The organism is Leifsonia sp. NPDC058230 (genome assembly GCF_042882245.1).
In the GTDB taxonomy this organism is placed as follows: Bacteria; Actinomycetota; Actinomycetes; order Actinomycetales; family Microbacteriaceae; genus Leifsonia.
The window spans coordinates 371,523-391,296 of sequence record NZ_JBHVWM010000001.1 but is presented as its reverse complement, the minus strand read 5'-3'; the positions used below and the strand labels follow the sequence as shown (position 1 = coordinate 391,296).

Below are 19,774 nucleotides of genomic sequence, written 5' to 3'. Positions count from 1 at the left end.
ACGAACGGTGACGCCGTCACCGGCCGAGCACGAGCGCCTCGGCAGCGCTCTGGAACCACGCTCCCGCGGGTGGCCCGCCGTCGCATTCGCCGTCGCTCGCTCCCGGATGCTTGACCCAGAGCAGAGCCTCGAGCTTGATGGTCGGCGACTCGGTGATCTGCGGATTCTGCCCGAGCGCGGCACCGGGAGGGTTGCACCAGGTGCCCGTCCAGCCGTTGCCGTTGCGCGACACATCGATCACGAAGTTCTTCCAGCCCACCCGCGACGACACCTTGCCGGCGTAGTCGCGCTCAGTCTGCGTAGCGTCGAAGTTCGACACGTTCGTGTAGAAGCCGTGCGCCTCGCCGATCCCCGCGGCGATCAGCCAGCTCGCCTGTACGGCAGGGGTCAGCCAGCGCGCGTTCCCGCCGTCCAGGTAGGTGGTGAGCCCGGCCGCGTTCAGGATCTGCACGGCGGAACGGATGAGCGGGAGCCGGATGTCCGCCTCCCCTGCGCACTTCGCGCTCGACAGCATCGAGAGCGAGTCCGGTTCGATGAGCACCGCGGCATGGGTGCCCGCCAGCGCATCGGCCACCGTGCGATTCCAGGCGAGGTACTGGTCGGGGCTGAATCCGCCGGACGAATATCCACCGCAATCGCGATTCGGGATGGCGTAGGTGACGAAGACGAGGGTCGCGTTCTGCGCCGCCGCCGCACGGATGTGCCGTTGGATCACGGTCAGCAGGAGGGCGGGCGAATACCAATCGCCGAGCCACACGGCTGTCGGCTGGTCCGCGATGGTGTCGACGAGCGCCGAAGCCCTGGCATCTCCGCCCGCCGCGAGTTGGTCTGCGACCTTGCGGGCGTCGCTGTACGGATCGACGTAGAGCCTGCCGGGGAACACGGGAACCGCATCCGCTCGGGCGGGAGGCACCTGCGCCGCACCGACGAGAACTGTCGCCGCGACGGCGACGGAGACCAGAACAGCGATGAGTTTGTGCACGGCACATCTCGATCCTCTAGAGACGTCATCCCCCGATGACTACCTCTGACTATCGACTGGGCACCGCGTTACGTCAGGGCTGCCTAGACCAGGTGGACCTGCCGCGTGTTGTGCACCTCGACCCGGGAGTCGACGAACAGGTGGACGCTCTCATTGATGTGGTACTGGGTGTGAGCGAGCCGGTTCTGGTTGGAGCGGAGAAGCGTGCGAGCAGCCGCGAGGCGGCCCTTCAGCTTGAGCAGGGAGACGAGCGCGCCGGCGAACACGGCGACGATCAGGGCCACGGCGACCCACTGGACGATCGGCATCCAATCGGTGAGGATCCCCGAGCTCTGCACCAGCCATTCACCGGCGATGATCGCGAGAAACAGGGCCGCCGTTACGAGCACGGTCTTCCGCGCGAGCGTGATCGGCTTCGTCGAGACGAGCAGGAGGGCCTCGCCGAGCTCGCGCTCGTGCTGCCGGCGACGTTCCTTCGCCCAGTGGAGGTCCCGCTCGTGGCGACGGGCGAGACGGTGGGCCTCGTCGTGGGCGCGATCGTAGGTATAGGTGTGGTTCACAGACGTGTCCTTCGGGTTGACGTGACTGTTTTTTCGGGTGTTGTACGCCTGGAGCGCTCGGTCGGGTACCGAGCATCATCAGGTGGGTTTCTGTTCCACCGGCCGCCGGGTGGGTCGGGATGCGGCCGGTGGGGTCGAGCTATCGGGTCGAGCTGCTAGGTGAGGTCGTCAGAGCGTCGACTGCGCCGCGTTGGCGAGCGGTGCGACGGGCGCAGGGGGAGACAGCTGCACGACGGGTGCGATGGTCGGCGACTGCTCGGCCGGCGCCGCAACCCGACGACCGGCGAACGCCGGCAGCGTGTCGGGCGAACGAAGGCCGACGTCGCGAAGCTTGTCTTCGGTCCAGCCTGCCTGCGTGGCCGACTGCCATGCCGTTTCGTACTCGGCGATGGCAGCGTTCAGGGCGTTCAGGCGCTGGGCCGCCGCGCGCACCGCGTCGATGCGGGCTTTGATCTCGGATTCGAGAAGCGCGTTGGCGCGCTGCGCAGCCGCATCGGGGTCGACTGCGATTCCGTAGGGTTGGTTCACGATACGTCCTTCCGTTGATTCGGAACTCCAGGCATCCGGTCGGCGGGCACTGACCGTTCGCTGGGAGCAAAGACTGTAACTCGGGTGTGTGACAGCCTTGAGCATAGCTAGAAAGAACGTTCTGTAGGTTGTTTGGAGGACACGAATTTGTACCCCAAATCGGGCGTCATACGGAGCGATTGAACGTTCGGGCTCGCGCCGTCGTGTTCTCGATGGAGCGCTGATAATCCCATGTCGTCAGTGCGGATGGAGAACACGGAGATGTCTACCTCGACCCCGACGTCACGAGAACTACCCCGGGTTCGGTCCGGGCTGCGAAATCTGTACTTCGTGCGAGCTGGGTTCTCGATCGTGTGGGTGGCGCTCGTCTTCACCCTCGCGACCTCGGCGACCGTCGGAGCCGGCCCGACCGCCGCGGCGAGCGTGCTACTGACCATCTACCCGCTGTGGGACGTCTGCGCCACGATCTTCGACATCCGGGTGAATCGTGGGACGGGGCAATCGCTGGTGCCCCAATACCTGAACATCGTGTTCGGCATCGCCGCCACCGTCGCCACGATCATCTCACTGACGGTGGGACTCACGCCGACGCTCATCGTCTTCGGGATCTGGGCGACCCTGACGGGCGCCGTTCAGCTCTTCCTCGCGATCCGACGCCGACGGGCGCTCGGCGGTCAGTGGCCGATGATCATCAGCGGCGGGTTGTCCTTCCTCGCGGGCTTCAGCTTCATCCTCACCTCGGGCACCCCGAGCACCGGACTCGCCACTCTTGCCGGCTACTCGGCCTTCGGCGCGTTCTGGTACCTCGTCGGCGCGATCTGGCTCTCGGTCGGGCGACGTCGCGCGGAGGCGTAGCCCTATCATTGTCGGGTGATCCCGCCGGCCACCGTTCGTGAGGAGTTCCTCGCGCGCGGGCCGGTGTCGCGGTTGCAGGGTGGTCGAGGGACCGCGTGGAGGGCCGGCGACGTCGTGCTCAAACCTCTCGATGTCCATCCCGACGAGCTCCTCTGGCTGGACGAACGTGCTCGTGCAACGGTCGAGAGCGACCGGCTGAGGCTCAGCCTCCCGCTTCGAAGTCGCGCCCGGCAGCTCGTCGTCGACGGCTGGTCGGCATCCCCCTATGTCGCCGGCGCACATCGGCCGGGGATGTGGATGGAGATCGCAGAGGTCGCCCGCGAATTCTCGGCGCTGTTCGCAGACGTCGAGCGACCAGCATTCATCGACCTCCGAATGCACGCGTGGGCTCAGGCCGATCGGCTCGCGTTCGGCGAGGACGAGGTTCGCGTTCCCGACGCGGCACCCCACGTTGCGAAGCTGTCGAGTGCTCGGACAGAGGTCTTCGATCCCTCGTGCATCGTCCACGGCGATCTGACGGGAAACGTGCTCTTCGCCGACTCCCGATCGCCGGCCGTCATCGATCTGACGATCTATTGGCGACCTGTCGCCTACTCGATCGCGATCGTCGCCATCGACGCGGTCTGCTTCGAGGGCGCCCCGCTCTCACTGCTCGAGACCATCCATCCGGCCCCGCAATTCGGCCAGTACCTGATAAGGGCGCTGCTCTTCCGGATCGCGACCGACTGGCTCAACGGCCTCCCTGCTGATCACTACCGCGTCTACGACGACGCGGTCGAACGCGTGCTCGAACTCGGCTGAGCCCGCGAGGGCGGCGAAATCATCTCTGGTGTGGTGGCGCTATTTCGATACGGTGTCTTAGTATATGGACATGACTGATCGGGATGCTCTGAACGTCCGCGACTTCTTCGAGCGAGCGGCGCGCGAGGCTCCCGACGATCCATTCCTCATCTTCACCGGGGACGACGAGCAGTTCTCCTACCGTCGGTCCCACGAGCTGATCACCCGGGCCGCCGCCGCCTGGCACAGTCTCGGCGTGCGCAAAGGCGACCGGGTCTCGTTCATGCTCGACAACTCGCCCGACTTCGTGTGGGCCTGGCTCGGGCTGTCGTGGATCGGTGGCATCCTGGTCGCCGTCAACACCGCGTTCACGGAGTCCGAGACCGGCTACCTCGTCGCCGACTCCGGCTCGCAGTTCATCCTCGTCGGCGAGGAGCAGGAAGCGGTTGCGCGCGCGGTCCAGACCCGGCAGCCCGGGGTGGCCGTTCTCCCCGCCCGCGGCGGCAAGGATTCGTTCGCCGCTCTCATGGCGCAGCCGTTGCCGTCTGCTCCCCTGGTGGACCTCCCGGGAGACGACGTCATCTCGCTCATCTACACGTCGGGCACGACCGGCGACCCCAAGGGCGTCATGCAGACCCACCGCAACTTCGTCCTCACCGGCGAGGCGTACGTGGACTGGATGCGGATGAAGCGCGGCGACCGGATCTACGCCTGCCTCCCGCTTTTCCACATCAACTCGCAGGCGTACTCCACGATGGCCGCCATCGCTGCTCGCGGCGCCCTCGTGCTGTCGCCCCGGTTCAGCGCGAGCCGATTCTGGCCGGAGGTGCGCCGGCACCACGTCACCGTGTTCAACTTCATCGGTGCGATGGCCATGATCCTGACGAAGTCCGATCCGAGCCCAGAGGATGCCCACAACGACGTGCGCATCGCATACGGCGTTCCGGCCCTGGCCACGGAGATCGTCGACGAGATCGAGAGCCGGTTCGGCCTCGCGTGCATCTCGGGCTTCGGGATGAGCGAGACGACGTTCGGTCTGCTCGAACCCCTCGACCAGCAGCGCCGCCCGGGCTCGATGGGCCTGCCGCGCAGCCACCCCGACCCGCGGTATCCGCGCACGGAGGCGAAGATCGTCGACGCGGCCGGCGCCGAAGTGCCCCGTGGCACGGCGGGCGAGCTGATGATCCGGAACGCGGCGATGATGACCGGATACTTCGGCCTGCCCGAGAAGACGGAAGAAACACTGGTGGACGGCTGGCTCCACACCGGGGACAGCGCATACCAGGACGACGACGGATTCTTCTACTTCGTCGACCGGATGAAGGACATCGTGCGCCGCAGGGGCGAGAACATCTCCTCTCTCGAGGTCGAACGCACCGTCGCCCGGCATCCGTCGATCGCCGAAGCCGCCGTCGTCGGCGTGCCCGCCGAACTCTCCGACGAGGAGCTGCTGCTGTTCGTCGTGCGGCGCGAGCACACGCATCCGGTCGACGCCGATGAGGTGTTCGCCTGGGCGGCAGAGAACCTCGCACCGTTCAAGGTGCCGCAGTACCTGCGATTCGTCGACGCGCTGCCGAAGACAGCGACGGCGAAAGTGCAGAAGGAGAGACTGAGGGCGCTCGACGCCGAGAACCCCGCGACGCGGATCGCCCGGGCGACCGCAAGAAGGTGAGGACATGACCGTCACGAACGCACCCGCGACCGCCGAGTCACGCGGCATCGAACTGGTCGGGTACCACGACCTGGAGAAGAACCCCGCCTTCAAGATCGCGATGCAGCGCGTCGGTGATCGCTACTACCTCTACCTCAGCCACTTCTGGGTCTCGAAGTGGTCGGTGCTGGACGTCACCGACCCGACCCGGCCGGAACTCGTAGGCCACGCGGACGGGCCGGCGGACAGCTGGACGTATCAGGTGCAGGTCGCCGACGGTCTCATGGTCGGTGCTCTCGAGCGCCCCACTCCGGGATGGGGCTACGACCCCGAGAAGACCGAGGAGATCGGAGTGCTGCTGTTCGATGTGGCGGCCGACCCTGCGCATCCGGCCCTGATCTCGCACTACGACACCGGCGGTCGTGGCTCCCACCGCAACTACTACGCGGGCGGCCGATACGCCTACCTCGCCACGGAGGCCGAGGGTTTCACCGGGAACATCCTCTCGATCGTCGACGTCTCCGACCCGGCCCGGGTCGTCGAGGTCGGCCGGTGGTGGGCGCCCGGGCAGCACGTCGCCGGCGGCGAATCTGGAAGCAAGTGGGGCCTCCACGGACCGGCGCACGTCGTCGGAGACCTCGCATACTGCGGGTGGGGCCAGTACGGCTTCGTGGTGCTCGACGTCTCGGACAAGACCTCCCCTCGGCTGGTCTCGCAGCTGAGCTTCGGAGACTTCGGAAGTCCGCTCGGCGTCCACACGGCGTACGGGTACGGGAACTACGTGGTCGCCAACAGCGAGGCGCTGGGCGAAGGCGACAGCGAGGGGATTCCGTATGCGGTCGCCATCGACGTCGAGGATCCGGAGCAACCGCGGATCGTCTCGTGGTTCCCGACACCGTTCCCCGCTCCCGCGACCGGGCTGCGCACGTACCAGGAGAAGGGCGGGCGTCACGGGCCGCACAACCAATACCAGTACCAGGGCGTCCCGGGCACCCTGGACGACCCGACGCGTGTCTACCTGACCCATTTCAACGGCGGCCTGCGCGTCTACGATTTCCGCGAGCCGCTCCGGCCGGCCGAGCTCGGCTTCTACGTCCCGGTCGATCCGACCGAGCGGCTCGGGCCGAAGCCCGCGGAGCTCACCTGCTCGTTCGAGGATGTGCTCGTCGATGACCGCGGCAACATGTACTGCACAGACAAGAACTACGGCCTGTTCGTACTGCGGCTCACAGAGGAGGCGGGCCGCCTCGACTGACGAGGCGACCCGCGACGGCCGATCAGGCGACGAAGTTCAGGCGACGACGATCGGCGTCGTCACCGAGCCGACGCGCTCGATCCGCACGTCGACGACGTCACCAGGCACGAGGAACCGCGGCGGCGTGCGCACGTAGCCCACTCCTGACGGTGTGCCCGTCGCGACGAGGTCGCCGGGCTGCAGCGTCATGCCCTGACTGAGGAACTCCAGGAGCTGCGGGATGCCGAACAGCATGTTGCTCGTGGAGTCGGACTGCACCACCTCGCCGTTGACGACGCACTGGATGTCGAGTCCGCCGTCGATCGAGCCGACCTCCGCCGCGGTGACCAGTTGACCGATCGGTCCGCTGTGCTCGGAGTTCTTGCCCAGTGTCCACTGGCTCGTGAGCTTCTGCAGCGTCCGGGCGGTCAGGTCGTTGAACGGCGCATAGGCGTAGATCGCCCCATCGGTTCCGGATGCGTCCGCACGATAGAGGGGACGGCCGACCACAGCGACGAGCTCGGCCTCCCAGTCCAGCCCTTCCTCACCATCCGGAACCGGGACAGGTGCACCCGGGAGCGACAGCGACTGGGTCCACCGCGCGAAGACGGTGGGGTACTTCGGCGGTTCCCAGCGCCCCTCCTCCGCATGCTCGGCGTAGTTGAGGCCCACGCAGATCACGCGCGCCGAGGGCCGCACGGGCACCGCGAGCTCGAGCCCGGCCAGGGGCAGCGGTTCCCCGCTCCCGGGGTTCTCACCCCAGCGGAACGGGTCCTCCCAGAACTCCTCGACCTCGGCGATCGGCTGCACCGCCGCGTCGCCGATCATGCGCCCCACCATCAGGGTGCGCCCCTGCCGGAATCCGACCAATCGCACAGTCTCCCCCTTCTATCCGGCGGTCGCCCGCGCGTACACGGCGTCGAAGGCGGCCTTGCCCTCGGTCAGCAGGCGGTCGATCGGCCACTGCCACATCGGGTCGCGGAGCGGCTCGCCGAAGGTGCCGTCGTCCGAGAAGATCTCGAGCTCGTACCAACCGTCGTATCCCGCCTGGTGGGCGGTGCGGATCACACCCTCGACGTCCAGCTCTCCGTTTCCGGGCAGCGCCCGGTCGAAGCGACCCTTCGAATCCGGAGCGCGGTCGCAGACCTGGATGCCGTAGATCGCGTCGATGTACGTCGCGATGTTCTCCAGCGGCTCGTCGGCGATGTGCCAGTCATCGAGCAGAACGCCGATCGTGCCCTCACCGCCGGCGTCGGCGATGAGATCGACGGCCTCCGGGATGGTCTGGCACAGGCTTCCGGCGCTCCCCGGGCTGATCACTTCCACCGCGAGCCGCACCCCCTCGCCCTTCGCGATCGCGGCGAGTTCCCGGAACGCGGAGACGACACGGCGGCGGGATTCGACGACGTCGCCACCCTGCGGCGCACCGGCCAGGATGCAGACGGCTTCCGGCTGGTAGATCGCGAACCGCTCGACCGACTCGCGCAGGATCTGCATCCGGGAATCGGGGTCCTTCGGATGCGCGAAGTGCCCGTTGCCGGTGAAGATGCCCGGAGTGAGCGGAAAGCAGAACGTCGCGTGGATCCCGGCTTCTGCCATGGCCTGAGCGCGCTCGTGGTCGCGATCGCCCTCGAGCTTGTGCTCCCACAGCCCGAGCCCGTGGATGCCGGCAGCGGGATACGCGGTCAGCTCTTCGATGAACGGCGCGTGGTAGGTGGTTCCGTCGCTGACGGCGAACTTCGCCTCGCCGCTCATGCGGTCACCGCCTCGCCGCCGACGCGCACGAGGATCTTCAGCTCGTCGCTGGGGACCGTGAGCACGTCGAAGCCTTTGGCCGTGATCTCGTCGAGCTCGATCTTCGCCGTCACGATGCTCTCGAGCGGGAGGAGGCCCGCGCGAGTGAGCTCGAGCGTCTTGTCCCAGGCGCGGCGGGTGTAGCCCACCGACCCGACGACGGTCAGGTCGTTGCGCGTGAGGCGCCGCACGTCGAAGGTGATCGGCCCCGGATGCACGGAGGGGATGCCGATCGCGCCGCCGGGCCGGACCGATGCCACCACCGCCTCGTTGGCGGCCGGCTTGCCCGCGGCGTCGATGGCGATATCCACTCCGAGACCGTCGGTCTGCTGCATGAGGTAGCCGGGGATGTCGTCTTTCGCCGCATCCGGAACGAGCTCGCCGCCGAGTCGCTCGACCAGGGCGGCACGCTTCGGGTTCAGCTCGAACACATAGACGTGCGCTGCTCCCGACGCCTTCGCGGCCAGCATGCACAGCACACCGATCGCGCCCGCTCCGGCGATGAACACGGAGTCGCCGGGGCCGACGCCCACGCGCTGCACGGCATTCAGGGCGACCGCAGCCGGCTCGATGACCGCGCCTGCGACTGCGGAGATGCCGTTGAGCGGTGAGAGCTGGTAGTGCTCGACGAGGACCTTCTCGCCGAAGCCTCCCCACGGTGAGCTCAGGCCGTTCCACGCCTTGATCCGACAGATCTGATACTCGCCGCGGAGGCACGCCGGGCAGGCCCCGCAGTGCAGCAGGGGGTAGACGGCCACTTCGTCGCCGACCTTCACGTCGGTGATTTCGGATCCGACCTCGTCGACTCGGGCCGAGAACTCATGGCCGAGGATGAGCGGCAGGCCGGTGTACCCGGTGAGCGGATGCGCCGTGGACTCGGCGCTGCCGCCGTGACCCGTGTACTCCTTGATGTCGGTTCCGCAGATGCCGCTCCACAGCGGCGTGACGACCGCTTGCCGCGGTCCAGGCTCCGGCGGCCCCGGGATCTCTTCCACCCGGATGTCGGCCGGCCCGTACAGACGGGCCGCCCTCATTGGCGCCCGCACTTCCTTTGAATTGGACATAGCTGAACTATTATAGATTATAGTTTTTCTGTCAAGGAGGATGCCGATGCCGAACGACCGACAACCGAGGAAGTCCACGGTCCTGACCCTCGCCGGGCACGCCGAGAAGGTGCTGCGTGAGCTGATCTTCTCCGGGGAGCTCCAGCCGGGGGCACGGATCTACGCCGACGAAGAGGCAGAGAAGCTGGGGATGAGTCTCATCCCGGTGCGCGAGGCGCTGCGTTCGCTGGCCTCGCGCGGCATGGTGGAGGCGATCCCGCAACGCGGCTTCCGGGTGCGGCCGGCAGACCGCGACGACTTCACCGAGACCTACGATCTGCGTCTCATGCTCGACCCGTACGCTGCCCGCCTCGCGGTTCCCCGCATGACGGACACGACGCTCGCCGAGATGGACAGCACACTCGAGTCCCTCGCCCGCACGATCCGTTCCGGTGACGTCTCCGACTACGACACCGACCACCGGGCGTTCCACTTCTCGATCTACAACCAGAGCGGATCGAGATGGCTGATCGACATCCAGTCGATGCTCTGGGAGAACAGCCTGCGATACCAGCGGCTGTCCACCGGCCTCCGCGGCACCGCCGAGGAGCGCGTGGCCGAGCACCAGGCCATCGCAGACGCCTGCCACCTGGGCGACGCCGACGTCGTCGCCGAGCTGGTCCACCAGCACCTCGAGCACACGCGCTCGGTCGTGTACAACGCCCTCACCGATGAGAGCGAAAAGGAGTAGCAGCACATGCCCTACCTCAGCAGCCACGCCGTGTGGTTCACGGGCCCCCGTCAGATCGAGCTGCGGGAGGCCCTCGTCCGGGCGCCCGAGGCCGGCGAGATCGTCGTCCGAGCCACCCGGTCGCTGATCAGCGCCGGAACCGAGATGCTCGTGTACCGGGGCGACACCAACCCCGGCGACCGGATGCCACCCAACTCCGAGGGGAAGTTCCCCTTTCCGACCAAGTACGGCTACCAGACCGTCGGCGAAGTCATCGACGCCGGTGCCGACTCGGGCTTCCGGGTCGGCGAGCGGGTCTTCACCCGGCATCCGCACCAGGACGTGTTCACCATCCAGGCGCGCCCGGAGTATGTCGTCCGCATCCCGGAGGGCGTGAGCGACGACGCGGCGACCTTCCTCAATCTGACCAGGGTCGCTCTGACCGGCGTGCTCGACGTGCCCGTCAAGGTCGGCGAGATCGCCGTCGTCTTCGGTCAGGGCATCGTCGGAATGATGTGCGCCCGGATCGCCGACCTCAATGCGGCAGCGACGATCGTCGTCGATCGTTTCGAGAAGCGCCGAACTCTCGCGCTCGAGTACGGCGCACTCGCCGCTGTCGAACCGGACGAGGTGAAGGATGTGGTCCTCGAGCTCTCCCACGGACGCGGCGCCGACGTGGTCTACGAGGCGAGCGGTGCGCCTCCGGCGCTGCAGGCGGCGATCGAGATCGCGGCGGACCGCGGCGAGATCGTCGCCATCTCGCTGTACGGAAGCCGCGAGGTGGCCTTGCGGCTCGCACCGGAGTTCCACTTCCGCCGGCTTCGGATCACCAGTTCGCAGGCGACCGACCAGGCGCGCTGGGATTGGGTGCGACGCACGGAGGCCTCGTTCGACCTGCTTCAGAAGCTGAGTGTCGACGCGATGATCAGCCGCAAGGTCGGCTTCGCCGACGCAGCCGCTGCCTACGAACTCGTCGACCGCGACCCGGCCAATGTGCTCGGCGTGGTCCTCGACTACGGAAAGTAGTGGTGCTCGATCACATCATGTGATAAAAACAAGACACTGTATCGACTTTAAGCAAAACTCGAGGGAGAGGAAGCGCATCATGAGTGGTCGTCTCGACGGTCGCGTGGCGCTGATAACGGGAAGCGGCGGAGACATCGCACGCGCAACCGCTCTGCGCCTCGCCGCCGAGGGCGCCCGGATCGTCGGCACAGACATCGATGCCGGGCTCGCCGAAGCCACTGCCCGCGCGGTGCACGAAGCCGGCGGGGAAGCGGAGACCATCGCACTCGATCTGTCGGAGGAGGCGGGCGCCCAGCGCTTCGCCGACTTCGCGATCGAGCGCTTCGGCCGCATCGATGCCCTGGTGAACAACGCCAAGGCCGCTCGCGGCGGCTCCGGCGAGTCCACCTCCCCCGAGGACTGGCGGTTCACGATCGACCGCAACCTGACCATGCCCTGGCTCGTCACCCGCGCGGCCCTTCCCGCGCTCCGCGAGTCCCGGGGATCCGTCGTCTTCATCGCCTCGGTCTCCGGGGCGTCGTTCGGCACCGGATACCCCGGCAACACCGCGAATCTCGTCGCCTACTCCACCGCCAAGGCCGGAGTGCTGCGCCTCAGCGTCGCGCTGGCCAACGAACTCGGGCCGGACGGCATCCGGGTCAACACCATCTCCCCCGGGGTGGTCGAGACCGCGGCGACGCTGCGCACCTACGGCGCACCGGGAACCGCCCGGCGGGAGCTCGCGACCCGCCCCTCGCTGCTGCCGCAACGGATCGGCAGCCCGAAAGACATCGCCAACGGCGTCCTGTTCCTCGTCTCCGACGATGCCTCGTGGATCACGGGATCCGACCTGCGCATCGACGGCGGCTGGTTCGCCTCCGGCGGCGCGGGACCGGCCTCCGCGGCCGATACCGCCACGCTCCAGGTCCAGGTGCTGGAGCGATGACCGCGACGCGCGGGTGACCCGCCCGCGCCGACCCCTCAAATCTGGGATCTAGTCAAATCTGGGATCTATTCAAAGGAGAAACGACCCGCCATGTCAGAAGCAGACCTCAAGAAGCCCGATTCGGAGGACACCGAACGGGGCGTCGCCGCAACCGGCGAGACCGCGCCGCCGGTGAATGTTGACAAGGGCGCGCTGCGGCGCGTCGTCGTCAGCTCGATCTTCGGCGGTGTCATCGAATGGTTCGACTACTTCATCTACGCCCAGGCGGCGGCGCTGGTGTTCCCGGCCATCTTCTTCCCGAACCAGGACCCGATCGTCGGCGTGCTGCTGTCCTTCGGCGGCTTCGCGGTCGGGCAGTTCGCCCGCCCACTCGGCGCCATCTTCTTCGGGAACCTCGGCGACAGGATCGGCCGCAAGCCGGTGCTGGTCGCAACCTTCATGTTGATGGGCATCGCCACCCTGTTGATGGGGTTCCTGCCCACCTACGCCATGATCGGCGTCTGGGCTCCCGTCCTGCTGACGATCCTCCGCGTCGCGCAGGGCTTCGGCGCGGGTGCCGAGTTCGCCGGCGCATCCGTCATCATGCTCGAGTACGCACCGAAGAACCGCCGTGGTCTGTTCGGTTCGGTCGGCACAGTGGGCTCGTCCTCCGGCCTGATGCTGGGAACGCTGGTCTTCTTCCTGCTCCAGTTCCTCCCGAAGGAAGACCTGCTCAGCTGGGGCTGGCGCGTTCCGTTCTTCTTCAGCGCCATCCTCGTCGTCGTCGGCCTCTGGATCCGGTACCGGGTCAACGAGTCGCCGCTCTTCGAAAAGGTGGTCGAGAAGCAGGAGGTGCAGAAGCTGCCGCTCGGAACCGTGTTCCGTACGGAGTGGCGCTCCCTGCTGCTGGTGTTCTGCCTCGCCGCCGGCGTCCAGATGGGCACCTACGTCTTCCTCACCTGGATCCTGTCGTACCTCAACGGCGTGAAGGATTCGACGGGCTCGGCGTTCTTCCTGCCACAGGAGAGCACCTTCTTCGTCTTCCTGGCCGGTGTCACCTCGGTCATCGGCACGCCGCTCTGGGGTCTGCTGTCCGACAAGATCGGCCGCAAGAAGGTGTTCGGTGGGGCTGCGCTGCTCTCGGCGATCCTCGTGCTGCCATACTTCATCCTCATCAACACGGGCAACCCGATCGCCGCGGCCTTCGCGGTCTGCCTCGTCGGTGGCGGCACCATCCAGGCGATGGCCGGCGTGCAGGGCTCGCTGTTCGGCGAGGTGTTCTCGACCAAGGTGCGCTACTCCGGCTTCGCAATCGGCCGTGAGATCTCGGCGGCCATCTTCGGAGGCCTGTCACCGGTCATCGCGACCGCCCTGGTCGTGGCCAGCGGCGGCGCTTTCTGGGGAGTCGCGATCTACGTCGCGGCGGTTTGCGTGCTGACCTTCGTCGCGGTGCTGTTCGCCCGCGAGACAAGCAAGACGGCCCTCAAGCTCTGAGAGCCGCACGATCGAGAAGGGGCGGATGCAGAGAGCGTCCGCCCCTTTTCTTATGCCTTCTTATGCCGAGAAGCCGAGGCGCTCTGACAGCTGCCGACCGGCGCCGATCACGGCAGCGGCGATGTCCGGCTCCTGGGAGGCGTCGAAGCGTTGCGACGGGCAGGTGAACACGACGGCGCCGAGGCAGCTGCCCGATGGGCCGAAGAACGGGGCCGCGATGGCCGCGCCCGAGAGCACGCGCTCCCCTCGGCTCACGCTGTAGCCGCGCTCGCGATCCTCCGCAGCGCGACGCACCAGCTCGTCCGCGTCGGTGACAGTGTTGGGGGTGAACTCCTTGGGGCCGGTCCGCGCGATCACCGCGCGGATCTCCGCATCCGGGAGGGTCATCAAGACAGCGCGGCCGCCTGCACCCGCGTAGAGCGGAGCCCGCTCGCCGGGATCGATCACGTAGCGCACGTTGTGGGTCGTGTCGACCTTGTCGCGGAAGATGATCTCGTCGCCTTCGCGGACCGCGAGATAGCAGGTCTCGTTGAAGGTGATCGCGAGCTCGCGCACGATCGGCTCCGCCGCCTGCCACAGGGTGTCGCGGCTGTGGATGGTCGCGGCCAGCGCGAAGAGCGCCGGTCCGACGCGGAAACGTCCCGAGTAGTCGTCCTGAGTGGCGATGTCGAGCTCGCTCAGCTGGTCGAAGAGCCGGGAGACGGCGCTCTTGTCGACGCCCAGCTCACGCGACAGCTCCCTGACGCCGATCCCCTCCGGCCGCGCGGCGAGCGCGCGAAGGAGCATGATGACCTTGTCGGAGGTGTTGTGCCGGTTGCGGCGCCGCACGGCGGCATCGACGTCGGGCGTCTCTTCCTGTGTCATCGCTCCTCGTTCCGTGGCTCGAACGGGCCCACTAGAACATTAGCCGCCCGCACGCCCGCTCCTCACAGCGTCTGCGCGAGTCCGAGCACCACCGAGGCGTGGCCGCCGAGGGTGAAGCCCATTCCGTGCGCCAGGGCGGTCTCGGCGCCGGCGACCTGACGCGGGCCGGCCGTGCCGCGCAGCTGCTGCACCGCCTCCGTCAGCAGGAACGCGCCGAGCATCCCGGGGTGCAGGAACGACAGCCCGCCACCGTTCGTGTTCAGTGGGCGGGCGCCTCCCGGAGCGATGGCACCGGATGCGGCGAACGGCCCCCCTTCGCCCTTCTCGCAGAAGCCGAGGTCTTCGAGCAGCACGAGGAGGCTCATCGTGAAGGCGTCGTACACCTCGGCCACGTCGATGTCGTCGGGGCCGAGTCCCGCCATCCGGTAGGCGCGCGCGACGCTGTCCGCCGCCCTGGTGGACGTGAGGTCCGGCATGCCGGTGATGTTGCGGTGGTCGGCCGCCTCGCCGACGCCGAGCACGTAGACGGGATCGGTCGCGAGGTCGCGGGCGCGCTCGGCCGAGGTGACGACCAGCGCGGCCGCTCCGTCGGTCACGAGGCAGCAGTCGAGCTTGTGCACCGGCGTGGAGATCATCGGCGACGAGAGCACGTCGTCCACGGTGAGCGGCCGGTCGCGGTAGGGGGCGCGCGGGTTGAGAGCGGACCACTGCCGTGCGGCGACGGCGACGTGCGCGAACTGCTCAGAGGTGGTGCCGAACTCGTGCATGTGCCGGTTCGCGATCATCGCGATGGGGCTGATCGGATGCAGCATCCCGTACGGCCGCTCCCACTCCGTCCACTCGGAGCCGGAGACCAGAGCACCCGCGTCGGAGCGCTGCGTCGACCCGTAGACGATGAGGGCGTAGTCGCAGAGGCCCGCGGAGATCGCGGCGGCGGCGTGTCCGATGTACGCCTCGAACGAGCATCCGCCGATCACCGTCGAATCGCTGTATCGCGGGGTGAGTCCGAAATACTCGGCGAAGGTGAGGCTGGGTGCGTAGTAATAGGGGGTGGTCGTGAAGAGGCCGTCGATCTGCTCTTTGCGCAATCCGGCCTCGGTGATCGCCTGACGGGCAACCTCCGCCATCATCCCGGCGGGGGAACGGCCGGCGGCGGGCTCGGCCAGCTCGGCGATTCCGACGATCGCCAGGGAACCGCGCAGCCCGCTCATCGCGCGTTCCGTTCGAGCGCCTCGAACACCACGCCGTCCGGATACGGGTGCGCGGTCACCCTGTCGCCGATCGCGAGCGGGCCGTTGTCCGCATCCGCGAGGTCGCCGATCACCCGTACGCCCTCGTCGAGGTCGACCAAGGCGACGGTGTAGGGAAGGTCGCCGACCCGGGCGGCATTGCCGGCGCGGTGCAGCGTGGTCAGACTGTGGATGGTGCCGGTGCCGACCGCGGTGTGCTCGCGCAATGCGGCGCTCATGCAGAACGGGCACACGGTGCGCAGGTACCACACGGCCGAGCCGCAGTCGTCGCAGACCTGGAACACGACGCGGCCCTCGGCGAGCGCCTGAAGGTAGGTGAGTTCCTCCCCGCGGGCATGATCGACGGGCACTCTGGACATTGCGACCACCATCCTGAATCTCTTGTAACAATGAGACACCGTTGCGATATAATACTATCAAAGTCCGATGACGACGTCGCCCACCGAGAGGACACCACGTGCCTGACATCTCCACCGTCCGCGAGTACATGAGCCGCCACAGCAATTGGGGGAAGTGGGGCGCCGACGACGAGCTCGGAACCCTCAACCACGTCACACCCGAGATCAGGCAGCGCGCCGCATCCCTCGTGCGCAAGGGCAAGCCGTTCTCGCTCGCCGTGCCGTTCGACGAGAACGGTCCCCAGCGCGGCACGTTCAACCGGTTCAACCCCATCCACCTGATGACCCGCGACGGAGCGGACGCGATCGCCGGCACGTCGGTGCGCGACTTCTACGGCAACAAGGACAGGTACTTCCGCGGTACGGACGACCTCGTGATCCTGCCACTGCAGGCCAGCACGCAGTGGGACTCGCTCGCACACGTCGTCTTCGAGGACAAGATCTACAACGGCTACAGCGCCGACCAGGTCTCCAGCAAGGGCGCCTTCCGCAACGACATCACCCACGCGGCCGTCGAACCGGCCGGTCGCGGCATCCTCCTCGACATCCCGCGGCTCAAGGGCGTCGATTGGCTCGAGCCCGGCACGCCCATCACCGGAGACGACCTGGATGCGGCGCTCGAGCGCGAGGGGATCACGGTGCAGAAGGGCGACTTCGTACTGGTGCGCACCGGAGCGATCAGCCAGGTGCGCAGCCGCGGGTCGTGGGGCGACTACGCGGGAGGCGACGCCGCCGGACTCGGACTCGGGGCGATCGACTGGGTGGCGCGCCACGAGGTGGCAGCGATCGCGACCGACACCTGGGGTATGGAGGTCCTCCCCAACGAGACGCCCGACGTGTTCCAGCCTCTCCACCTGGTCTTCATCGTTCAGATGGGCCTGCTGGTCGGCGAGATCTGGGACCTGGATGCGCTGGCCGACGACTGCGCCGACGACGGCGTCTACGAGTTCTTCTTCGTCGGTCCGGCACTCCCGTTCACCAACGCTGTCGCGTCCCCGCTGAACCCGATCGCGATCAAGTGATGACGGGGGACGGCCCGCTCGCCGACCTTGTGGTCGTCGACCTGAGTCGTGCCCTCGCCGGCCCGCACTGCTCCATGATGCTCGCTGACCTGGGTGCCAGGGTCATCAAGGTCGAGTCTCCCGGCGGGGGTGACGACACGCGCTCGTGGGGTCCGCCTTTCGTCGGGCCCGACGACTCGGTGTCCACCTACTTCCTCTCGGCGAACCGCAACAAGGAGTCCGTCGTCCTCGACCTGAAGGACCCGAGCGACCGCGGGGTGCTGGATGCACTGCTCCGGCGCGCAGACGTCCTCCTCGAGAACTTCCGCCCGGGAGTGCTCAGCCGGCTCGGACTGTCGCCCGAGCACCTCGCCGAACTCAATCCGCGGCTGATCACGGCGTCGATCTCCGGCTTCGGTCACGACGGCCCCGAGGGCACGCGCGCCGGCTACGACCAGATCGCGCAGGGTGAGGCGGGGATCATGTCCCTCACCGGACCCGACCCGGAGCACCCGACCAAAGTCGGCGTTCCCATCGGGGACGTCGCTGCCGGGATGTACGCGGCATTCGGAGTGCTCGCGGCCCTCCACGAGCGGGAGCGGACCGGGCACGGGTCCACCGTGCGCACCTCCCTGCTGGCGTCGCTGGTGGGAATGCACGCGTTCCAGGGAACCGTGTGGACGGTCGCCCGGCGCATCCCGCACGCGCAAGGGCCGCACCATCCCTCGATCAGCCCGTACGGGCTCTTCGCCGCGGCCGACGGCATCGTTCAGATCGCCGTCGGATCGGAGTCGCTCTGGCGCACCTTCGCCGACGCCTTCGGCCTGCCCGTCGACGCCCCCGGATTCGCGACCAACGCCGAGCGCGTCCGCAACACCACCGAGGTGCGGAGCGCCGTCGAGCACGCGTTCGGCAGGTACCCGGCCGACCAGCTCCTCACGGTACTCGACACCCTCGGCATCCCGGCCGGCCGGGTGCGCGATCTGTCCGAGGTGTACGAATGGGACCAGACCCGCAGCCAGGGACTGGTCATCGAGGTGGAGCATCCGGTGCTCGGCCGCGTCGAACTGCCCGGCCCCCCGCTCCGGATGTTCGCCGACGACGGCTCGGAATGGCACCGCGAGCACACCGCACCGCCGCTCTACGGCCAGCACACCGTCAGCGTCAGAGACGAGTTCTCGGCGCCATGAGCGTTCGGATCGGCGCCCGCGCGCTCCTGACCGCCACCCTCGACCGAGGCAGCTTCCGGTCGTGGGACCAGCCGATCGCTATCCCCGAGCACATCGACCCCGAGTACGCGTCGGCCCTGGAGCGCGCCCGCGAATCGAGCGGCGAGGACGAATCGGTCGTCACCGGTCAGGGAACGATCGAGGGCATCCCGGTGGCGGTCGTCGTCAGCGAGTTCGGGTTTCTGGCCGGTTCGGTGGGAGTCGACTGCGCCAACCGCATCGAAGCGGCGGTGCGCCGTGCCACCGCAGACCGGCTGCCACTGCTCGCTGCTCCGGCGTCCGGGGGCACCCGGATGCAGGAGGGCACCATCGCCTTCCTCCAGATGGTGCGCATCACTGCTGCGCTCGTCGACCACAAGCGGGCTGGACTGCCCTATCTCGTCTATCTGCGCCACCCGACCACCGGGGGCGTCTTCGCCTCCTGGGGGTCTCTCGGCCACGTCACGGTCGGTGAGCCGGATGCGCTGATCGGCTTCCTCGGCCCGCGCGTCTACGAGGCACTCACCGGCACCGCATTCCCGGAGGGCGTGCAGCGGGCAGAGAACCTGGCGGCGCACGGCGTGATCGACGCGGTGGTTCCCCCTGAGCAGCTCGGCGCCCTTGCGGCCCGTGCCCTGCGCATCATCCTCACGCCTCCGTCTCCCGTCGAGCCACCTGTGGCGCCACCGGTCAGCTCGCTCTCGACGTGGGAGTCGATCGGGCGCACGCGCGATCCACGGCGTCCGGGAATCCGGCAGCTCCTCCATCACGCCACCAGCGATGTCCTCCCGCTGTCGGGCACCGCCGAGGGAGAGCAGCACGACGGTGTCCTCAGCGCCCTGGCCCGGATCGGAGGCGTCTCCTGCGTGCTCGTCGGACAGGACCGGCTCGCCCAGCGCCGCCGCGGTGCGATCGGACCCGGCGCACTCCGCCAGGTCCGCCGGAGCATCCGGATCGCCGGCGAACTCCGGCTCCCCCTCCTCACGGTCATCGATACGCCCGGGGCCGCGCTGACGGTGGAGGCGGAGGAGGGCGGACTCGGCGGCGAGATCGCCCGCTGCCTCGCCGACCTGCTCGAACTGAGCTCGCCAATCGTCTCTGTCATCCTGGGCGAGGGAGCCGGCGGGGGCGCCCTGGCCCTCCTTCCCGCCGACCGCATCATCGCCGCCGAGAACGCGTGGCTCGCCCCGCTCCCACCGGAGGGAGCCAGCGCCATCCTCCACCAGGGCGACACCTCCTTCGCCCCTCTGCTGTCATTCCAGCAGGGCGTGGATGCGCGGCAGCTCGCGCAGCACGGCGTAATCGACGAGCTCATCGCCGAGCCCCCGGACGTCGCCGGTTTCGCATCCCTCTTCGCGGCGGCCGTGGGCCGGCACCTGGTCGAGGCCGGATCCCTCCCCTGGTCGGAGCGGGCGCCTCTGCGGTCGCTGAGATTCGCACGTTGGAGTGCGCCCAGGCCATCGGCGTGAGCC

General features: G+C 68.1%; 20 protein-coding genes. 11 read left to right on the top strand and 9 right to left on the bottom strand.

Going from position 1 to position 19,774, the window contains the following annotated elements; genetic code table 11:
* Positions 1-16: 16 nt before the first annotated feature.
* From ACFVV0_RS02010 to ACFVV0_RS02000, 3 genes are all read right to left on the bottom strand, one after another.
* Positions 17-982, bottom strand: a complete 966-nt coding sequence (locus ACFVV0_RS02010) for a glycoside hydrolase family 6 protein (protein ID WP_387057542.1) — start codon at positions 980-982, stop codon at positions 17-19.
* A gap of 83 nt (positions 983-1,065) precedes the next feature.
* On the bottom strand, positions 1,066-1,542 hold the full coding sequence (locus tag ACFVV0_RS02005) for a hypothetical protein (RefSeq protein WP_387057540.1): 477 nt from the start codon (positions 1,540-1,542) through the stop codon (positions 1,066-1,068).
* A 168-nt stretch (positions 1,543-1,710) separates the two neighbouring features.
* A complete protein-coding gene (locus ACFVV0_RS02000; RefSeq protein ID WP_387057538.1) occupies positions 1,711-2,070 on the bottom strand; it encodes a hypothetical protein in 360 nt (119 codons plus the stop codon).
* Between the two features lie 330 nt (positions 2,071-2,400).
* Between ACFVV0_RS02000 and ACFVV0_RS01995 the strand changes: the two genes are divergently transcribed.
* The 4 genes from ACFVV0_RS01995 to ACFVV0_RS01980 all read left to right on the top strand — a co-directional run bounded on the left by ACFVV0_RS01995 (position 2,401) and on the right by ACFVV0_RS01980 (position 6,611).
* On the top strand, positions 2,401-2,925 hold the full coding sequence (locus tag ACFVV0_RS01995; RefSeq protein WP_387057536.1) for a DUF308 domain-containing protein: 525 nt from the start codon (positions 2,401-2,403) through the stop codon (positions 2,923-2,925).
* A 15-nt stretch (positions 2,926-2,940) separates the two neighbouring features.
* Positions 2,941-3,726: a hypothetical protein gene (locus ACFVV0_RS01990; RefSeq protein ID WP_387057534.1), complete on the top strand. Its 786-nt coding sequence runs from the start codon at positions 2,941-2,943 to the stop codon at positions 3,724-3,726.
* A 70-nt stretch (positions 3,727-3,796) separates the two neighbouring features.
* Entirely contained in the window at positions 3,797-5,377 is a 1,581-nt protein-coding gene (locus ACFVV0_RS01985) for an AMP-binding protein (RefSeq protein ID WP_387057532.1), read from the top strand.
* Between the two features lie 4 nt (positions 5,378-5,381).
* Positions 5,382-6,611, top strand: coding sequence for an LVIVD repeat-containing protein (locus tag ACFVV0_RS01980; protein WP_387057530.1), 1,230 nt, complete (start codon positions 5,382-5,384; stop codon positions 6,609-6,611).
* Positions 6,612-6,647: 36 nt separating this feature from the next.
* Here the strand turns inward: ACFVV0_RS01980 and ACFVV0_RS01975 are convergent, their stop codons facing one another.
* The 3 genes from ACFVV0_RS01975 to ACFVV0_RS01965 are packed head-to-tail and all read right to left on the bottom strand — an operon-like array spanning position 6,648 to position 9,418.
* Entirely contained in the window at positions 6,648-7,466 is an 819-nt protein-coding gene (locus ACFVV0_RS01975) for a fumarylacetoacetate hydrolase family protein (RefSeq protein WP_387057528.1), read from the bottom strand.
* Positions 7,467-7,478: 12 nt separating this feature from the next.
* On the bottom strand, positions 7,479-8,345 hold the full coding sequence (locus ACFVV0_RS01970) for a sugar phosphate isomerase/epimerase family protein (RefSeq protein WP_387057526.1): 867 nt from the start codon (positions 8,343-8,345) through the stop codon (positions 7,479-7,481).
* Positions 8,342-9,418 carry a zinc-binding dehydrogenase gene (locus ACFVV0_RS01965; RefSeq protein ID WP_387057524.1) on the bottom strand — a complete coding sequence of 359 codons (1,077 nt, stop codon included), beginning with the start codon at positions 9,416-9,418 and terminating at the stop codon, positions 8,342-8,344. Before ACFVV0_RS01965 ends, ACFVV0_RS01970 begins: the two co-directional genes overlap by 4 nt.
* Before the next feature lie 76 nt (positions 9,419-9,494).
* Here ACFVV0_RS01965 and ACFVV0_RS01960 point away from each other — a divergent pair, with 76 nt between their 5' ends.
* From ACFVV0_RS01960 to ACFVV0_RS01945, 4 genes are all read left to right on the top strand, one after another.
* Positions 9,495-10,178: a GntR family transcriptional regulator gene (locus tag ACFVV0_RS01960; protein ID WP_387057522.1), complete on the top strand. Its 684-nt coding sequence runs from the start codon at positions 9,495-9,497 to the stop codon at positions 10,176-10,178.
* A gap of 6 nt (positions 10,179-10,184) precedes the next feature.
* Positions 10,185-11,183, top strand: coding sequence for a zinc-binding alcohol dehydrogenase (locus tag ACFVV0_RS01955; protein WP_387057520.1), 999 nt, complete (start codon positions 10,185-10,187; stop codon positions 11,181-11,183).
* Positions 11,184-11,262: 79 nt separating this feature from the next.
* On the top strand, positions 11,263-12,108 hold the full coding sequence (locus ACFVV0_RS01950) for an SDR family NAD(P)-dependent oxidoreductase (RefSeq protein ID WP_387057518.1): 846 nt from the start codon (positions 11,263-11,265) through the stop codon (positions 12,106-12,108).
* A 90-nt stretch (positions 12,109-12,198) separates the two neighbouring features.
* Complete coding sequence (locus tag ACFVV0_RS01945) at positions 12,199-13,581, top strand: MFS transporter (protein WP_387057516.1); 1,383 nt, start codon at positions 12,199-12,201, stop codon at positions 13,579-13,581.
* Positions 13,582-13,641: 60 nt separating this feature from the next.
* Here the strand turns inward: ACFVV0_RS01945 and ACFVV0_RS01940 are convergent, their stop codons facing one another.
* From ACFVV0_RS01940 to ACFVV0_RS01930, 3 genes are all read right to left on the bottom strand, one after another.
* Positions 13,642-14,445, bottom strand: coding sequence for an IclR family transcriptional regulator (locus ACFVV0_RS01940; RefSeq protein ID WP_387057514.1), 804 nt, complete (start codon positions 14,443-14,445; stop codon positions 13,642-13,644).
* A 62-nt stretch (positions 14,446-14,507) separates the two neighbouring features.
* Positions 14,508-15,656, bottom strand: coding sequence for an acetyl-CoA acetyltransferase (locus ACFVV0_RS01935; RefSeq protein WP_387057511.1), 1,149 nt, complete (start codon positions 15,654-15,656; stop codon positions 14,508-14,510).
* Positions 15,653-16,054, bottom strand: a complete 402-nt coding sequence (locus ACFVV0_RS01930) for a Zn-ribbon domain-containing OB-fold protein (RefSeq protein WP_387057509.1) — start codon at positions 16,052-16,054, stop codon at positions 15,653-15,655. Before ACFVV0_RS01930 ends, ACFVV0_RS01935 begins: the two co-directional genes overlap by 4 nt.
* Positions 16,055-16,152: 98 nt before the next feature.
* On the opposite strand from ACFVV0_RS01930, the gene ACFVV0_RS01925 reads away from it, so the two are divergent.
* From ACFVV0_RS01925 to ACFVV0_RS01915, 3 genes are read left to right on the top strand one after another with little or no spacing between them, the layout of a single operon-like run.
* Positions 16,153-17,115, top strand: a complete 963-nt coding sequence (locus ACFVV0_RS01925; RefSeq protein WP_387057507.1) for a cyclase family protein — start codon at positions 16,153-16,155, stop codon at positions 17,113-17,115.
* Positions 17,115-18,284 carry a CaiB/BaiF CoA transferase family protein gene (locus ACFVV0_RS01920; protein ID WP_387057505.1) on the top strand — a complete coding sequence of 390 codons (1,170 nt, stop codon included), beginning with the start codon at positions 17,115-17,117 and terminating at the stop codon, positions 18,282-18,284. Before ACFVV0_RS01925 ends, ACFVV0_RS01920 begins: the two co-directional genes overlap by 1 nt.
* On the top strand, positions 18,281-19,771 hold the full coding sequence (locus tag ACFVV0_RS01915; RefSeq protein ID WP_387057503.1) for a carboxyl transferase domain-containing protein: 1,491 nt from the start codon (positions 18,281-18,283) through the stop codon (positions 19,769-19,771). Before ACFVV0_RS01920 ends, ACFVV0_RS01915 begins: the two co-directional genes overlap by 4 nt.
* Positions 19,772-19,774 lie beyond the last annotated feature (3 nt).

Excerpts from the sequence above, each read along its gene's own strand:
- ACFVV0_RS01985 (WP_387057532.1), top strand. The coding sequence starts at position 3,797 with ATGACTGATCGGGATGCTCTGAACGTCCGCGACTTCTTCGAGCGAGCG.
- ACFVV0_RS01980 (WP_387057530.1), top strand. The coding sequence starts at position 5,382 with ATGACCGTCACGAACGCACCCGCGACCGCCGAGTCACGCGGCATCGAA.
- ACFVV0_RS01970 (WP_387057526.1), bottom strand. The coding sequence starts at position 8,345 with ATGAGCGGCGAGGCGAAGTTCGCCGTCAGCGACGGAACCACCTACCAC.
- ACFVV0_RS01965 (WP_387057524.1), bottom strand. The coding sequence starts at position 9,418 with ATGAGGGCGGCCCGTCTGTACGGGCCGGCCGACATCCGGGTGGAAGAG.
- ACFVV0_RS01960 (WP_387057522.1), top strand. The coding sequence starts at position 9,495 with ATGCCGAACGACCGACAACCGAGGAAGTCCACGGTCCTGACCCTCGCC.
- ACFVV0_RS01955 (WP_387057520.1), top strand. The coding sequence starts at position 10,185 with ATGCCCTACCTCAGCAGCCACGCCGTGTGGTTCACGGGCCCCCGTCAG.
- ACFVV0_RS01950 (WP_387057518.1), top strand. The coding sequence starts at position 11,263 with ATGAGTGGTCGTCTCGACGGTCGCGTGGCGCTGATAACGGGAAGCGGC.
- ACFVV0_RS01945 (WP_387057516.1), top strand. The coding sequence starts at position 12,199 with ATGTCAGAAGCAGACCTCAAGAAGCCCGATTCGGAGGACACCGAACGG.
- ACFVV0_RS01940 (WP_387057514.1), bottom strand. The coding sequence starts at position 14,445 with ATGACACAGGAAGAGACGCCCGACGTCGATGCCGCCGTGCGGCGCCGC.
- ACFVV0_RS01935 (WP_387057511.1), bottom strand. The coding sequence starts at position 15,656 with ATGAGCGGGCTGCGCGGTTCCCTGGCGATCGTCGGAATCGCCGAGCTG.
- ACFVV0_RS01930 (WP_387057509.1), bottom strand. The coding sequence starts at position 16,054 with ATGTCCAGAGTGCCCGTCGATCATGCCCGCGGGGAGGAACTCACCTAC.
- ACFVV0_RS01920 (WP_387057505.1), top strand. The coding sequence starts at position 17,115 with ATGACGGGGGACGGCCCGCTCGCCGACCTTGTGGTCGTCGACCTGAGT.
- ACFVV0_RS01915 (WP_387057503.1), top strand. The coding sequence starts at position 18,281 with ATGAGCGTTCGGATCGGCGCCCGCGCGCTCCTGACCGCCACCCTCGAC.